Raw genomic sequence first — 17,548 nt, forward strand, 5'->3', positions numbered from 1 at the left:
ATGGTATATTAGAAATATTTGAAAAAGCTGCCCCTATAGAATTTGCCTGAACCATATTACCTATAAATCCTAAGGCTAATATTATAGTTATAGAGAAAAAACTAGCTAAAAATTTACTTTTAAGTCCTTTGCTTATATAATAGGCTGGCCCTCCTGTCACTTCTCCATTAACTTTTTCTTTAAAAATTTGTGCTAAAACCGCTTCTCCAAAAATAGTTGCCATTCCTAAAAACGCACTAATCCACATCCAAAAAATTGCTCCAGCCCCTCCTGATACTATAGCTGTCGCTGCTCCTGCTAAATTTCCTGTACCTACTTGAGCAGCTACCGCTGTCGCTAAAGATTGAAATGAACTCATTCCGTCTTTACCCGCTTTTTTTCCTTTTAAACTCATTCCTCCAAAAGCTTTTTTAAAAGACTCTTTGAATTTAGAAACCTGAACAAATTTCAAAGACACAGTAAACAGAACACCTGTTCCACACAATAAAAAAATCAGTACATAATTCCATAGAACATTGTTTATGCCTTTCACAGCATTTAAAAAATCCATACATATTCCTCCTTTTTCTAATTGAATAATGAGGACAAAAGAGATAACTAAAACTAAAAAAAGGCCTTTAATGTATAAAAATAATACATAAAAAGGCCTCCTAGTTACACTGTAACTCATCCTCTGTCCTTTTACCTGAGAGTTTCATTTATAAATTTACTTTTGTAAAGGTTAGTGTAATATTCTCAATAAAAATTTATTTATTAAAGATATTGCAAAAGTAAATTAATAAACTTGCTCCTTCGGTGCTCTTTAAGAGTCTCTCCAGAGGCCCGTCCAGTAACGGTCTTCATCCTAACATTAGGAAACCTGAAAGATTAACTTCTTCGGTGTACAAAATTGTATCTCTCCCATTACCTTCATCCGAACGACTATATTAAATTGTTTTTTAGATTATAACATTTTATTTATAGAATAGTCAATAAATTAGCAAATTTTAAATTGTTAAATTATTGACTGTCATATTCATTATGTGCTATGATGAAATTGTTATACGGGTACACTAAAAAGAACTCTAACAAATATAAACCCATTACTCCCCTCCGCATGTAAATGCGGATTTTTTTATTTTTGTAAAAACCCCAGTAATTCTAAGATTGAATTTAATTTACTTACAAAAAATCATGCTATTAATCAAGACCTTAAAATTACTTATTAGGAAATATAACTTAATTTATATTTCTTGTTTTGATTTCCACTTTTTTTGTAATTACAAACTAAAAAAACTCTAAATATAGATAATATTGTTAAATTATTGTCATCATTTCCTTAATTATAATAATTTTGTTAATTTCCTTTTATTATTTCTTATATTAATAATTTAGTTATTTTACCTTTATAAAAAATATACTCTTCATGCAATGCTCTTGTTAAAACTACATATAAAATCTTTTTGTCTAATTCAGTTTCACTATAATTTTCTTCACTACAATCATAAATTATAGAACAATCGAATTCTAAACCTTTTGTTATATAGGATGGTATAACTATTCTTTTGGGTAATATTTCAGTATTTTTATTTACTATCTCCCATTGTTTTTCTTCTTTTAAATGTAAAAACTCTTTTAAACTTTCACACTGCTCATAATCCTTGCAAATTATTGCTATTGTTTTATCTTCCTTTTTTTCTATAGTTTCAATGACACTATTTAATTTTTCATAAAAATCTTTTTCATCCTGGTACTGAATCTTTTCTGGATATTTTCCATGACGTAACACTGCTTTAGCTGGCTGTAAATTATTTTTTTGTTTTCTTAGTACTTTATTTGCAAAATCTACTATTTCTACTGTAGAACGATAACTTTGTTTTAAAGGAATATATTCTCCTTCTTCATATACTTCTTTAATTAGTTTTTCCCATTTATCTATGCCTTTATAATAATATATACTTTGACCTAAATCGCCAACTATAGTGTATCCTCTAGCCTTTGAAAGCAATTTTAAAACATATAATTCCAGAGGACTATAATCTTGAGCCTCGTCTATGACCATATGAGAAAATTTATAATTATCTACTCCATCTATATTAATTTTTAAATATAAAAGAGCTGCTAAATCTTCTTCATCTATTTTTTCTTTATTTGCATCCTCTTCTATTTTATTTTTCATATAATTAACTAAAGCCTCTGGTATTATGCCTGTTGTGGCGTAATTTAAATTTTCTTCTTCCATATACATATCCCTATATACATCAACTACATCATCAATAAACCATTCTTTAATAGTTTCCTTTAATACTTCTTCTGCTTCTAATTTTATTTCTTCTTTCTTTTTATCTCTTTCTTCATATAATTTTATAACATTGTTTCTTTTCTCTTCCTCTTCATCTTCTTTATATTTTGATTTAACTTCTCTTATTTTTAAGATATACTCTTTATCTATGTCATTCCATACATTTTGAATTTTTGCATCTATTTTATTGTTTAAATATCTTTTTATTTCAATTTTTCTTTTATTTAAAGGAAGATGCTTTAAATCATTTTTATAAAGCCTTATTATTTCTCTAGAAGGGAATAATACATAGCCCTGTATTTTTATATTATCTATGAACATATCATTTAATTCTAAATATTTTATATATCTATCTAACATTTTTTTATAAACTAAAGAACCTTTTATTTTACTAGCATTAGTTATAAATTTATTTTCTTTACTATTTCTATTTTCTATAATTTTAGATAATTTTTCATCCTTATCTATTATTTCATAATTAAAATTTAATATTTCTTTAGAAAGTTTATTAAAAGTGCTTTGTTTTACTTTATCAACTCCTAAATTAGGAAGAACTTCAGATATGTAATCTAAAAATAATTTATTTGGAGCTAATATTACTATATCCTCTCCTGTAATTTTATTTTTATATTTATATAATAAGTAGGCTATTCTATGAAGAGCTATGGTAGTTTTCCCTGAACCTGCAGAACCTTGTATTATAAGTGGCTTATACATATCTGCCCTTATAATATCATTCTGTTCCTTTTGTATAGTTGAAACTATATCTTTTAGTTTGTTGCCTCTATTTTCTTCTAAGTTAATTTTTAAGAATTCATCTATTAAAGCCTTTTCTCCATTTCGTTCATTTTCCTCATTAAAATTTAATATAATTTCATTTATACCTTCATCAAAGGCATCTATTAGTTTTTGATTTTTTATAATAAACTTTCTTTTAAGTAAAAGTTCACCTTCTATATTTCCAATAGGTGCTTCATAAGAAGCCTTACCTTGTACACCACTATAATAAAGATCTGCTATAGGTGATCTCCAATCTACAACCATCTCTTCTTTATCTTCTTCATCTAATAAACCTACTTTTCCTATATAAAAACTTTCACTATCTTTTAATTTTTCCCTGAAATCGATTCTGGCAAAATAAGGCACAGAAACTGATGATTTATAAGAATTTAGATTCTTTTTATTTATCTGTAAAGAATTTTGAAGAGACTCTACTTCATAATTATATGCCCCTTTAACTTCCTTATTTATTTCATTTATTTTATTAGATATATGTTCTTCTCTTTCCTTTAAAGACGTTATTTTTTCTTCTATCCATTCGATAGTTTCATTTAGTTTTTCTTTTTCAATATTAAAACTTTCTTTTTCAATAGACATAATATACCTCCCTAAATATAAAGACGCCCTTAATATCTTAACATATTTAACACTAATTTTTTCACTTTATTTAACTTTCTTATTTTATGATGTCTCTAGAGGAGTATATTTTAGAGTGTGTAAATTAAAATATAATAAACTATAATTATAGAAAATTCTATATACTATACCAAATTAATATATCATTATTATAAACAATAAAAAATAGTGCAATAAAAAACTTTATTACACTGTAAAATATTATAGATTTATTTTAATTTTCAAATTAAACAAATTTTATTTTAAAACATATTTAAATTTTATTTGTTTAATATTACTACCGGTTTAATTAAATCCTTTGGTTTATCCTTCATTAACAGTAGAGCTTTTTCTATATTATCATAGCCTTCAAATACATGAGTAACTAATTTACTTAAATCAACACGCTTATATCTTACAAGGTCTGCAAGCATTTCCATTCTAAGACGTCCCCCAGGACAAAGGCCTCCTCTAATACTTTTATGAGCCATTCCACATCCCCATTCTACACGAGGTATCGGAAGTATCTCACCTGTTCCATGATAGTTAACATTTGAAATTACCCCTCCAGGTTTAACCATTGCCACTGCTTGTGCCAAAGTATCAGCTCCACCTCCAGCCATAATGACACGATTAACACCTTTTCCATTAGTCAATTCTAAAACCTGCTTAACTATATCTCCATTTTTATAGTTTACAATATCTGATGCTCCATAAAATTTTGCAGCTTCAACACAAATCGGTCTACTTCCTACACCTATAATTCTACCAGCCCCTCGCAATTTAGCACCTGCTATAGCCATTAACCCAACAGCGCCTATTCCAATTACTACAACACTTGATCCTAATTGTATATCTGCTAGTTCTGCTCCATGAAATCCTGTAGTCATCATATCTGTTATCATAACGGCACTTTCTAAGGATATATTATCAGGTAAAATTGCAAGATTCATATCCGCATCATTTACATGAAATAATTCTGCAAACACTCCGTCTTTAAAATTTGAAAATTTCCAACCTGCTAACATGCCATTTGAGTGTTGATGAAATCCGGCTTGAACTTCTAAGGATCTCCAATCAGGAGTTATTGCAGGCACAATAACTTTATCACCAGGTTTAAAATCTTTAACTTCGCTGCCAATTTCAATAACCTCACCTACGGATTCGTGTCCTAATATCATATTCTGCCTATCACCTAGAGCTCCCTCAAACACAGTGTGTATATCTGATGTACAGGGTGATATAGCCAAAGGACGTACTATTGCATCATAAGGACCCGCTTTGGGATTTTCTTTTTCAATCCATCCTAATTTATTGATACTTAACATTGCAAAACCTTTCATAATATAATTCCCTCCTAAGTATAATTTTTAAATATTAATATGTTTATATACTTTTATTTAGCAATTAACATGCCGAAGGATTTTTTTTATCTATAGGTTGGATTGCATAATAAAATTGCTTTATAAATAAAATTTGTTCAAAAAAACAACAGTTTTTCATTTAAAATATTGTTGCATTTAACAACATTGTTGTTTTTTTAAACACTATTTTTATATTAAGCTTTATCTTTTCAAAATTATATTGTATTTTTTTATTTTTGAATATAAAGTACTTCTATTTATACCTAAAATCTTGGAAACTTTAGTAATATTACCATTGCATTTTTGTATACAATTTATTATTGCTTTCTTTTCTAATTGAGCTAAGGAACACAATTCAAGTTCTAAATTGTTTCTGTTTAAATTTTGTTGTTGCTTATCAAAAAATTTTGTTTCAAAATTTAAAGAAACATTTCCATCCATATTTACTATGTTTTCAATACAATTTTCTATTTCTCTAACATTTCCTGGCCAACTGTAATTTATAAGTTCTTCATATAGATCCCTCTCTATATTAGGTATAGGCTTATTTAATTTTATGGATTTAGTATTTAAAAAATGTTCTATAAGTATTTCAATATCTTCTGGTCTTTCTCTTAATGGTGGAACACATATAGGAATTACACTTAGTCTATAATATAAATCCTCTCTAAAAGTGCCTTTTTTAACCTCAGCTTTTAAATCTTTGTTTGTAGCAGCAATTATTCTTACATCTATATTTATATATCTATTTCCACCTATTCTTGTAAAAAAACCTTCTTGAAGTACTCTTAAAAGATTCACCTGCATATCTAATGGCATTTCCCCTATTTCATCTAAAAACAAAGTACCTCCGCTAGCAAGCTCAAATTTCCCTGCATATCCACCACGTTTAGCACCAGTAAAGGCACCTTCTTCATAGCCAAAGAGTTCACTTTCTATTAAACTCTTTGGTATAGCTCCACAATTTATAGCTACAAAACTATTATTTTTTCTATTGCTATTATTATGTATTGAATGAGCAATGAGTTCTTTACCCGTTCCACTTTCCCCTTGAATAAGAACTGTAGAAGGACTATTAGATATTTTTTTAGCCTGTCTCATTACTTTTATAAATTTTTCACTTTTACCAACTATGTCATCAAAAGTATAGGTAGCAATCATTCCTGTATATTTATTAACCAAATTATATACATTCATCATATCTTTAAACATTACTACTACTCCTGTTATAATTCCATTTTTATTTCTTATAGAATAGGCTGTTAAATTAAATCTTTTCTTTTTATTAATATTTGAATATATAATCTCTTTATTTTCATATCTTTTTCCACTGTTAAGTGTCTCTAATATATATTCCCAATTGCATAAAATATTTTGTACACTTTCATTTATAATATTTTCTTTTTTAATATTCAACATGACACATGCACTATTATTTATGGCTTTTATTAACCCATTCGTGTCTACAGCAAAGATTCCTGAATTTATGGAATCTATAACCTTATTTAAATATTGATATGTTTTAAAAAGTTCATTTTGAGATTTTTCTGCCTCTAATTGATTTTCAATAGACTTTACAGCTGCTACAACTAGTCCTAATGAATGAGGATGAACCAATTGACGTCTTCCAGTTAAATTAAGGCATCCAATTATATTTCCTTCTTCGTTGTGGATGATAGCTGCAGAGCATGTCCACACATTATAAACATATATATAGTGCTCATCTCCTGAAATTTGAAGAGAACAATTTTCTTTGATAGCAGTACCTATGGCATTAGTACCTGTGCTTTTTTCACTCATATCCGCCCCTTCCACAATTCCCATCTCTGCCATATCTTTCATTATATCTTCATCCCCTATAATTATAAGTGGAAAACCTTTTTTATCTGTAAGATATAATGCAAATCCAGATCCTTTTAAAAAATCATAAAGTATTTTTATAAAAGGCTTTGCGACCTTTATTAGTTCATTGTTTTTTTTCAGTAATAATTTAAATTTATCTCCTTTAATAATTGTAGTAGGAAAAATTTTTTCTTTTTTTATACCATATTTCATACATCTATTGTGAGAGCTTCTTATTATTTCATCATGATTATACATTTTATCCTTTAAACCCTCCTCATAGCTATAAATAATTTATTAATAATTGTACTATAAATTTATAAGTATTAAATTAAATCTACATTTACTATAACACAAAAAAAATCTATACTAACCATTAGTTAATCATAGATTTTTTCATAATTTAAAATTATACAATTATTTTATATAAATTCCATAATAAAAAGATCCATTAAGGTCTTTTTATATGATTACTACCATCTGTAGATGTCAATTTTTTATCTTCAATTAAAGCTGAAACTCCACGTGAAGTTAAAAATTCTCTTTACACTATTCCTTCAATTATGCCTCCCCCTGCTAGGACATCTTTATCATAAAACACTACAGATTGTCCTTTTGTTATAGCTCTCTGTTTATTTTCGAAAACTACTTTCACTTTATTATTTTCTAAAGGTATTATAGTAGCCTTAGACGGCTTAGCAGAATATCTAACCTTAGCTTCTAATTCCATAGGTTTTTCTAATTTATCAAAAGGAATAAAATTTACATCCTTTGCTATTAATTCTGTACGAAAAATATCTTCTTCCTCTCCTATAACTACCTCATTAGTAATAGGGTTTATATCTATTACATAGGCTGGTTTTCCTAAAGCAATGCCCAGTCCTTTTCTTTGTCCTATAGTATAATATATTATTCCTTTATGCTTTCCAATTATATTTCCTTCTTTATCAACAAAATTTCCCTCACTTATTTTCCTTTTATAATTTCTTTTTATAAATCCACCATGATCATTATCTGGTATAAAGCATATCTCTTGACTATCTTTTTTATTATACACATCTAGTCCTATACTTTCAGCTATTTCTCTTATATGATCTTTTTTATATTCACCACAAGGCATTATAGTTCTATCTAGCTGATACTGTTTTAGATTATACATCATATAGGTTTGATCCTTTTTATCATCTTCAGCTTTAACTATAACTTTTCTTTCATTTCTTTCTTCTATTTTGCAATAGTGTCCTGTTGCCATAAAATCTGCTCCAAATTCTTTGGCTGCATTAAAAAAAGCTTCAAATTTTATAGTTTTATTACAAGCTACACAAGGATTAGGAGTTCTACCACTTAAATATTCATCTATAAAATAATCAATAACATTATCTTTAAATTTCTTTTCAATATTTATAACATGAAAGGGAATATTTAATTTTTCTGCTACCCTTCTAGCATCTTCTGATGCTGATTTATTACAGTATTCTTCTCTTTCATCTCTCCATAAATCCATGTAAATTCCGATTACATCATATCCTCTTTCTTTTAATATATAAGCAGATACAGAACTATCTACTCCTCCACTCATAGCTAATGCAACTGTACCCTTTGACATTTTATCACCTAATTTCCTATTTTAATTCACAATAATTCAATATGATTATTTTATTGTTACTACATGTTTTTGTCAACACTTAAGGAAAGTGCGTTACACTTTTCAGAGTACAGAGTATAGCGTACAAAGAATAGATGTGGAGGATTTTGTTTCGATTATCTACACAAAATCTTTAATTATAATTAACTTTCCTGAGCCATCCTGCTGGTGATCTTTTTCCTCCAATAAAATATTTTTTATTTTTATACTTTAATGTAAATTTATCTCTTGATGAACTCCCCATATTTTGTTGAATTACTTCTATATAATCATCTCCAACTTCTGTAACTATTACTACATGTCCAAATTTGGTGTCTGTAAATACTAAAAGATCATCTACTTTAGGCTTTTCATTTTCTCCGTTTCTATGTTGAATTAACCCTCTTCTTTTATTTAAATGTCCATGCTCTGTATTAATATCAAAAAAATCTTTAGCATTACCATAGACATCTGGCATTTTATGCCCCTTAGCCTCATAATAAAATCTTTTTACATACTCAACGCACTGCCATTTATATCCATAATAATATCCATCTTTACTATAACTCTTACCATGATTTTCTCCATAATTATTACCATTATAAAAAACATTCACTCCTTTATAACTATCTAATACATCTCCTATACTATTTTCTTTATACAAAAACATTTGGTTAAATTTATTTGAAACAAAAGTTCCTCCAACTATAAATAAAATAATGATAATAATTAAAAATATTAATCCCTTATGTATTTTTCTCATCTATCTCTCCTTATCATTTTATAAGTTCAACACCATATCTGTACTCTAAATAAGGAAATTATTATAACAGCTTTTAAAGGTATTAAAATAAGAAATACTTTTAGTGAAAATAGGTATCTAAAAAATAATTAGAATACTTTATTTGTGAACTAATATTTAAGCGTGAAGTAAACAGGACGTTTACTTAGCTCTGTTGTCACAGGACGTGGCATTAGAGCGTTAGCTTAGATATTAGGACACAAATATTAGTATTCTTTATTTTTATAGCTATATATTGAGCAAAAGTATTTCTTATTTTAATTCTCGAACTTTAAAAGCTGTTAAGTCGCAATTTCCTTATTTACTGTAGTATTTCCTTTAAAATATACATATACAATTCTGGAACTATATCCATAGAATATGGGATATTTAATCTTTCTGTATATTTATGAAAATCCTTTCCAAAACCTCCAAATACTACAGATGGTATATCAAATTTCTTTAGCTCTTTTTCTGGGAAATTATATGTATAACCTAATCCAGGCATATTTCCACAAATACTTTCTATATTGAATTTTTCATCTAAGCCTGTATAGCTTAAATCACTTATACCCATGAAAAAGTTTTCCTTTTCTATATCCACATTATATTTTTCTTTTGCATAATTTCTCATATTATCTAATGAGCTTAATAAATTAGTGTATTTAGGATTTTCACTATCAAAATACCTATGTGGATAATAAGGTACATTGTATGCAATTACTATCATAGGTTGTTGATATTTATAGTGTTCAAAGGTCTCTTTTATTATTTTTATTCCTATAGTTTGATTATCTAATTTTTCTTTTTTCCATTTTCCTATAGATTCTTCTATATGTTTTTCAAAGTCTTTTTCTTCCTTTAATACTTCTTTATATAATTCTTCAAAGGTTATGATTTTAGGTTCTATATCTAAATCTGCTTCTAGTTTACTTTCATATATTGCTTTGTATTTTTTATAATTTTCTTTGATTACTTCAAGAGTATTATAAAAAGCTTCCTTTGCTATAGACTTCAATGTCTTCATGATTTCTTCTGGAGTCTTTTGTATAGTTAATAAATTATAATAAGAATATGCATATACAGGATTTTGTACAGAATATAATTCTTTTAAATCTGATTGTTTTAAACAAACAGGTGGTGGTGTTATATCTTTTTCATATTTATCACTTAGCTCTACATTATATTCCATGAGTTTATTTATTTCAGATACTAATAAATTAGGATTTAACCCTCCAAAAGAATTTCCTACATGAGTTGCTTTTCCTACACAAAAGAAGGTTGGCATTATTTTTCCCACAGAGCCTATGTAGATTCTTTTGGCATCGTCTCCCTCATATTTAGGTATACAACATTCTGATAAAAATAAAGATTTAAAGTTATACCCCTCTTCTTTTAATTTAGATAAATAAGGTATTGCTCCTAACATTCCTTCTGAGTTGCTTTCCTCTCCTGGTACTGCTAAAAACAATATATTCCCTTTAAAATCTCTATCTTTTGATAACTCTCTTATTAATTCTATATAAAGAGCTAGTCCATATTTCATATCTGCTGTACCTCTACCAAATATCCATTCATTAGAACCTAGATCTTCTTTTGAATCCTGATCTAATATCAACTCCGATACTCTTTTAGTATACTCCTTATAATTAAAAGCTATGTTTTTTAAAGTACCAAACTCATCTATATCTACTACATCTAAATGTCCTGTTAATATTATTATGTCCTTTGATGGTTTACTGCCTTCTAATAATGCTGTTAAAAAGCATCTGTTATGCATATCCCCTTCTATATTATGTATTTTCACATTATTCTTATTATTTTTAAAATAATCTATCTCCATTAATATATTGTAAATTTCATCTACTGCTAAATTTTCTTTTTCTGTTCCTGATATGCTCGGTACTTTTACTAATCTATCTAAAGTTTTAATTATTTTATCTCTCATTATTTTTCACTCCAATCTATATTCTCTACAAGTATTTGTACAAATTTTCCAAAATATTTTTCTTCAAGTTCTGTAAATCTTCCAAACTCTATACTATCTAAATCCAACACTCCTAAAACTTTATCTTCTTTAATTATAGGAACTACTAATTCAGAGTTAGTTAAGCTATCACAAGCTATATGACCTTCAAATTTATGTACATCATTTATTCTTTGAATTTGTCTAGATGATATGGCTACTCCACATACTCCCTTGCCAATTTTTATTCTGTTGCAGGCTGGCATTCCTTGAAATGGTCCTAAAACTAATTCTTCATCCTTCATTAAATAAAATCCAGCCCAATTTAAATTATCTGTTAAAGCCATTATTATAGCTGAAGCATTACTAAGATTTGCTATTACATCTTTTTCACCAAGTAATTGTCCCTTCAAAAATAAGAGCATGTTTTCATATTTTTGCTCTTCTGTTAGCCCCTTAAAATCCTCTAATATAAACAATTTTAATTTTCCCCCTTTTTATTTATGATTTAAAGCTTTACATATTATAAAAAACTTAATATTGATATCTTATAACATTAAATATATTTCTTTGGAAATAATTATTTTAATAAAGTGATTCTTATCTTCATTATATATTGTTATATTTATAACCTCAATTTATATATTGTATTATTTATCTTATTAACATTGAATAAATTGAAGCGTAGCAAAGTTATTTTAAGAATTTATCTATATTGCTACCATATATACTTTAATTTTACATTTATTTTTTGTTATGATTTTTTATTATAAAAACTTTAATAGAAGATACACTATATAAGAAGGAGTGAATTTTTATGAATAATATTGGTATGCAATTATTTTTAATATTAATTTTAATAATTATAAATGCATTTTTTTCCTCTGCAGAGATGGCAATAATTTCTTTAAATAAAAACAAATTAAATACTATAATAGATGATGCTACTGAGGAAAACTCTTTCACGAATAAAGTGAAAAAAGCAAAAATTCTACTAAAGCTTTTAAAAGAACCTAGTAAATTTTTAGCTACTATCCAAGTTGGAATAACTTTAGCAGGATTTTTGGCCAGTGCTTCTGCCGCTACAAGTATATCAAAATATATTGAGATATTTTTTAAGCGCTTAAATATTCCAAAAAGCAGTAGTGTAGCATTGTTTTTAACTACTCTCTTATTGTCTTATTTAACTCTTGTCTTTGGAGAATTACTACCGAAAAGAATAGCTTTAGGTAATTCAGAAAAAATAGCATTGTTTTCAATTAAACCAATAATCATCTTTATGAAAATATCTCTTCCTTTTGTAAATATATTGACCTACTCTACTAATTTTTTATTAAAAATTTTAGGAATTGACTATAAGAATATAGAAGAAAAAATATCAGAAGAGGAAATAAAAAAAATGATTGATTTAGGTGAAGAAACAGGTGTTTTTAATTCCACAGAAAAAGAAATGATCAATAGTATCTTTGATTTTGACAATACTCTTGCTAAAGAAATAATGACACCTAGAACTAGTGTATTTGCAATGGATATAAATGATTCTCCTAAAAGGCTTATTAATAATATGTTAGAAGAACGTTATTCTAGAGTTCCTATATATGAAGATGATATCGATAATATTATAGGAATTCTACATATAAAAGATATGTTTTCTATTATAAATAAAGAAAATATAAAAAAGGAAGATTTAATAAACATATTAAGAGCCCCTTATTTTATACCAGAAACAAAAGCTATCGATTCTTTATTTAAAGAAATGCAAACAAATAAGAGTTATATTTCTATACTTATTGATGAATATGGAGGATTTTCTGGTATAGTTACTATGGAAGATTTAATAGAAGAAGTTATGGGAAATATATTTGATGAGTATGATGAAGATAATACTGAAGAAATAATAAAAATAGATGCTAATACTTTCTTATTGGATGCTTCCATAACCATAGATAATTTAAATGAAAAACTTAATTTAGAACTACCCTCAGAAAATTTTGATACTCTAGGTGGATTTATATTAGACATAACTGGAGCTATCCCTAAATGTAATGTAAGTTCGCAAATAGAATATAATAATTTAATATTCAAAACAGAAAAAGTATCTAATAATAGAATAGAAAAAATAAAATTATATATAAGTGAGTAAAAAAAGTAGAACCTCTATTTAGAGGTTCTATAAAATTAAAGTACATTATGGTCTTTCTTTTAATTTTGTTGAAATTAGAAAAAGTTGAAAAATTGTGTGATCGTTGTAAAGGTAACTTAAAATCTGATTTAGCATCCATTAATCCTAATGGTGAACTTGTACGAAAACACCTATTTACTTCTTGCTTAGCTTCACTCTTGCATTTTACCCTTATTATAAGAGGCAAATCTGCATTGTTAATGACTTTTTGCAAGGAAGTAGTAAGTTTTTTTAGTACGTATAACTTACCCTTCCAACCTTACCTCATATAAAGTTCGCCATGTATAATGATTTTTCCTTCTTATAACTGTAATCTATTTTTTATATTTAAAAGTTTTTTCATCCATTGTAACACCATCTGGTTTATAATCTATCTTTATAACAGAAATAACTCTTTTAGCTCCCTCTTTAACACATACATCCTGAGCTTTTTTAACAATATCTAAAAGAGTATCCATTTCTCCTTCCATGGTCGTTTCCATAGGTCCTACCTCATATTTAACTCCAGAAGATTCTATAAGTTCTATAACTTTATCTACTACTGGATATATCTCTTCTTCACTAACTACAGGTAGTATTTGTAAACTTAAATTTATATTTGTCATTATAGTCACCTCTATCCATTAATCCTCATCTCTTAACATATTTAAATCTTTTCCTTCTGTAACTCTATTCATATTTCTTACTGCACACATTTTTCCACACATTGTACAAGAATCTTTACTCTTCGCCTTAGATTCTTCTCTATATCTTCTAGCTTTTTCTTCATCTATAGATAACTCAAACATTCTTTCCCAATCTAATTCTCTTCTAGCTTTAGCCATAGCGTTATCCCAATCTCTCGCTCCTTTTATTCCTTTAGCTAAGTCTGCTGCATGGGCTGCTATCTTTGATGCTATTATTCCTTCTTTCATATCATCTAAATTTGGTAATCTTAAATGTTCTGCTGGAGTTACATAACATAAAAAATCTGCACCATGAGTTGCTGCAATAGCACCACCTATAGCTGATGTTATGTGATCATAACCTGGGGCTATATCTGTAACTATTGGTCCTAAAACATAGAAAGGAGCTCCATGACATAGTTTTTTCTCTATTTTCATATTTGTTTCTATTTCATCTAAAGTCATATGTCCCGGTCCCTCTATTATAACTTGTACATTTCTCTCCCATGCTCTTTTAGTAAGTTCCCCTAAAGCTATAAGCTCTTCTATCTGGCTTGCATCTGTAGAATCCTCTATGCAGCCTGGACGACAAGCATCTCCTAAGCTTAATGTAACATCGTACTTTTCACATATATCTAAAAGTTCATCAAATCTTTCATAAAATGGATTTTCTTTATTATTTAGTTCCATCCATGCATATAAAAGAGATCCTCCCCTTGAAACTATATTCATTCTTCTTGGATTTTTCTTAAATGTAGCTGCAGTTTTTCTATTCATACCTACATGTATTGTTAAAAAGTCTGCCCCATTCTCTGCATGTTTTTCGGCTACTTTTAAAAATTCTTCTGATGTAATATCTTTTAATTCTTTATCATAAAAACCTACTGCATCATATATCGGAACAGTCCCTATTATAGCTGGTGACATATCTATTAATCTTTTTCTAAATTCTTCTGTTTTTCCAAAGCAACTTAAATCCATTATAGCTTCTGCCTTCATGTCTATTGCTTTTTGTACTTTTTCTAATTCCATGTCTATATTGTAGCAATCTTTGGATATCCCTAAATTTACATTTATTTTAGTTCTTAAACCTTGTCCTATTCCTTCTGGATCTAAAGCTTTATGATTTTTATTAGCAGGTATAGCAACCTTACCTTTGGATACTAATTCCATAAGATCTTTTACATCCATGTTTTCCTTTTTAGCTACTATTTCCATCTCTTTTGTAACCATTCCCTTTTTAGCAGCATCCATTTGAGTTGTATAATTCATAATAACATTTCTCCTTTTCATATCTCCTGTAGAATATTCTACAGAGATTTTATTTGTTTATATGTACATTGATTTCCCTAAACCTATTGAAATATAATAATAGTTAACTTTACCACCAAAACATTACCTTCTAGAAAGGAAAAAGGAATCAATGCTAAAAGCTAATTAAATTTATGTTCTGTTACAAATTTTCACATACATTACACTAACTATAAAATTTAATAATCAGCATAACCTCCATTAAAACAACCTGTACAAATGTTAGAGTTATTTAAACACTGTTCCATATCTATTAAACTTAAAAACTCTAAGCTATCTGCCCCTATAAAATTTCTCATTTCTTCCTTTGTCTTTTGGAAAGATAAAAGTTCTTTTTTACTTTTTATATCTATACCCAAATTACAATAATAATTTATTTTAGGAGATGCCACCATAAAGTGGACCTCCCTTGCCCCTGCTTTTCTTAATGCGGACACTACCTTTTTACTACTAGTGCCTCTTACAATAGAATCATCTATCACAATGATACTTTTGCCTTGAACTATATTTTTTATAGCATTTATTTTTATATTTATATCTCTTTTTCTTTCTTTTTCTGTAGCTTTTATAAAATTTCTACCTACATAAGAATTTTTAATAAGACCTATACTATAGGGTATATTTGATGCCTTAGAATAACCTAAAGCTGCAAAATTCCCCGATTCAGGTACTCCCATTACAATATCTGAGTTTAATTTGTATTTTTCATATAGCTTTTCTCCACATTTAATTCTAAATTGAGATAGATTTATTCCATCTATGATACTATCTGGTCGTGAAAAATATATATATTCTAGGGCACATATGCAATTACAATAAGCTTCTTCATTTTTTATGGATTTTATTCCTTTTTTATCTATAATCACTATTTCTCCTGGCTGTACATCTCTTATGTATTCTCCTCCTGCAACATTTATGGAAGTACTTTCTGAAGATAAAACATAATTGCCTTCTACTTTTCCTAGACATAAAGGCCTTATCCCCTTTTTGTCTCTAAAACCTATTAGCTTGTCTTTTATTAAAATAAGTACTGAAAAAGCACCCTTTAAAGTATCAATAGCACAGGATATGGCTTTTTCTATTTCATCTCCTTCTTCAATTTGTTCTAATATAAACTTTAGTATAATTTCAGAATCTGAATTACTTTTGAATATTTTACCTTTTTTCTCTAATTCATACTTAATATTTAAATAATTTAATAAATTTCCATTATGAGCTAAAGAAATAGATCCCTCTATAGTTTCCTCCTGAAAAGGTTGTGCATTTTTAATAGAAATATCTCCACTAGTTGAATATCTAACATGCCCTATAGCTGAAAAATATTGAGTTTTATAAAAGTCTTCTTTAGAAAATAAGTTAAAAATCATACCAAAAGCTTTTTCAGTTTTCATACCCTCACTATTTGTATAGCTTATTCCTGAACTTTCTTCTCCTCTATGCTGAAGAGATACTAACCCAGGATAAAATACTTCTCCAAGCTCTGAGGTATAATTTTTATAAATGCCAAAAACTCCACATTCCTCTTTAAATTTATCCTGTTTTTTATCAAATAACATTTGCATCCCTTCTAATTTAAAAATAAAAAAATAAAGCCCACCCGAAGGTAAGCTTTTTATACTATATATAATCTACTATATATACTATAATGCTCCCTACGGTAATCTTAGTTACATCAGGTTCAAAGGGTTAGAAAGTTTTCCTCTCAGCCTTTACGGCACCCCTGCATTTACATACTATTCTCTTTTATGTTTTCATTATATACTTTAAATTTTTTTTTGTAAAGGTTTATCAAATTTCTTTATATAATTTCAGTTTCTATATTCTGAACTATGGCTTCTGTATTTCCTTCTATATAATTTACTACATTTTGTATTATGCTGTCTGCTTGTTTTGTATTATTACTTATACAGGCCACACCTATAACAATACTTTGATGTATATCCTGCATTTCCACTTCAGCTATAGACACATTAAATTTATTTTTTGTTTTAGAAATTATACTTTTTACAATCATTCTCTTTTCTTTTAAGGAATGAACCCAATTAGCGTATAAATGTATTTTAGCTGTACCTATAATCATATATATCTCTCCCCAAAATAATCATATACTATTAATTTTACCTCTTTATTATTTTAA

At 27.6% G+C, this 17,548-nt stretch carries 13 protein-coding genes and 2 riboswitches; of the genes, 1 reads left to right on the forward strand and 12 read right to left on the reverse strand.

The window, feature by feature from the left end:
* The 8 genes from ACYUDJ_RS14310 to ACYUDJ_RS14345 form a co-directional block, all read right to left on the reverse strand.
* The coding region (locus ACYUDJ_RS14310; RefSeq protein ID WP_460276541.1) for an alanine:cation symporter family protein at positions 1-550 on the reverse strand (550 nt) is incomplete at its 3' end.
* 113 nt (positions 551-663) lie between these two features.
* Positions 664-828: riboswitch (glycine riboswitch) on the reverse strand.
* Positions 829-1,357: 529 nt separating this feature from the next.
* Positions 1,358-3,658, reverse strand: coding sequence for an RNA polymerase recycling motor HelD (gene helD, locus ACYUDJ_RS14315; RefSeq protein WP_043032236.1), 2,301 nt, complete (start codon positions 3,656-3,658; stop codon positions 1,358-1,360).
* A 299-nt stretch (positions 3,659-3,957) separates the two neighbouring features.
* Complete coding sequence (locus tag ACYUDJ_RS14320; protein WP_003484057.1) at positions 3,958-5,019, reverse strand: NAD(P)-dependent alcohol dehydrogenase; 1,062 nt, start codon at positions 5,017-5,019, stop codon at positions 3,958-3,960.
* 222 nt (positions 5,020-5,241) lie between these two features.
* The gene (locus ACYUDJ_RS14325) at positions 5,242-7,140 is read right to left on the reverse strand and encodes a sigma-54 interaction domain-containing protein (RefSeq protein ID WP_043032237.1); all 1,899 of its coding nucleotides are present in this window, start codon (positions 7,138-7,140) and stop codon (positions 5,242-5,244) included.
* Positions 7,141-7,426: 286 nt separating this feature from the next.
* The gene (gene mnmA, locus ACYUDJ_RS14330) at positions 7,427-8,488 is read right to left on the reverse strand and encodes a tRNA 2-thiouridine(34) synthase MnmA (RefSeq protein WP_003484055.1); all 1,062 of its coding nucleotides are present in this window, start codon (positions 8,486-8,488) and stop codon (positions 7,427-7,429) included.
* A gap of 172 nt (positions 8,489-8,660) precedes the next feature.
* Positions 8,661-9,269 (reverse strand): CHAP domain-containing protein, encoded by a 609-nt coding sequence (locus ACYUDJ_RS14335; protein WP_003484049.1) that lies wholly within the window; start codon positions 9,267-9,269, stop codon positions 8,661-8,663.
* A 340-nt stretch (positions 9,270-9,609) separates the two neighbouring features.
* Positions 9,610-11,235, reverse strand: a complete 1,626-nt coding sequence (locus tag ACYUDJ_RS14340; protein WP_003484046.1) for a M20/M25/M40 family metallo-hydrolase — start codon at positions 11,233-11,235, stop codon at positions 9,610-9,612.
* On the reverse strand, positions 11,235-11,732 hold the full coding sequence (locus ACYUDJ_RS14345) for a GAF domain-containing protein (protein ID WP_003484044.1): 498 nt from the start codon (positions 11,730-11,732) through the stop codon (positions 11,235-11,237). Before ACYUDJ_RS14345 ends, ACYUDJ_RS14340 begins: the two co-directional genes overlap by 1 nt.
* Before the next feature lie 338 nt (positions 11,733-12,070).
* On the opposite strand from ACYUDJ_RS14345, the gene ACYUDJ_RS14350 reads away from it, so the two are divergent.
* Positions 12,071-13,396, forward strand: coding sequence for a hemolysin family protein (locus ACYUDJ_RS14350; protein WP_003484042.1), 1,326 nt, complete (start codon positions 12,071-12,073; stop codon positions 13,394-13,396).
* 353 nt (positions 13,397-13,749) lie between these two features.
* On the opposite strand, the gene ACYUDJ_RS14355 is transcribed toward ACYUDJ_RS14350, so the two are convergent.
* The 4 genes from ACYUDJ_RS14355 to ACYUDJ_RS14370 form a co-directional block, all read right to left on the reverse strand.
* The gene (locus ACYUDJ_RS14355; protein WP_003484039.1) at positions 13,750-14,040 is read right to left on the reverse strand and encodes a thiamine-binding protein; all 291 of its coding nucleotides are present in this window, start codon (positions 14,038-14,040) and stop codon (positions 13,750-13,752) included.
* Positions 14,041-14,058: 18 nt separating this feature from the next.
* Complete coding sequence (gene thiC / locus ACYUDJ_RS14360) at positions 14,059-15,372, reverse strand: phosphomethylpyrimidine synthase ThiC (RefSeq protein ID WP_042384425.1); 1,314 nt, start codon at positions 15,370-15,372, stop codon at positions 14,059-14,061.
* Positions 15,373-15,590: 218 nt separating this feature from the next.
* Entirely contained in the window at positions 15,591-16,967 is a 1,377-nt protein-coding gene (purF, locus tag ACYUDJ_RS14365) for an amidophosphoribosyltransferase (RefSeq protein WP_042384422.1), read from the reverse strand.
* Positions 16,968-17,043: 76 nt separating this feature from the next.
* A riboswitch (TPP riboswitch) is annotated at positions 17,044-17,143 on the reverse strand.
* Positions 17,144-17,209: 66 nt separating this feature from the next.
* Entirely contained in the window at positions 17,210-17,491 is a 282-nt protein-coding gene (locus ACYUDJ_RS14370) for a DUF503 domain-containing protein (RefSeq protein ID WP_003484029.1), read from the reverse strand.
* Positions 17,492-17,548 lie beyond the last annotated feature (57 nt).

The sequence above is a fragment of the Clostridium sp. CTA-6 genome, assembly GCF_054768115.1.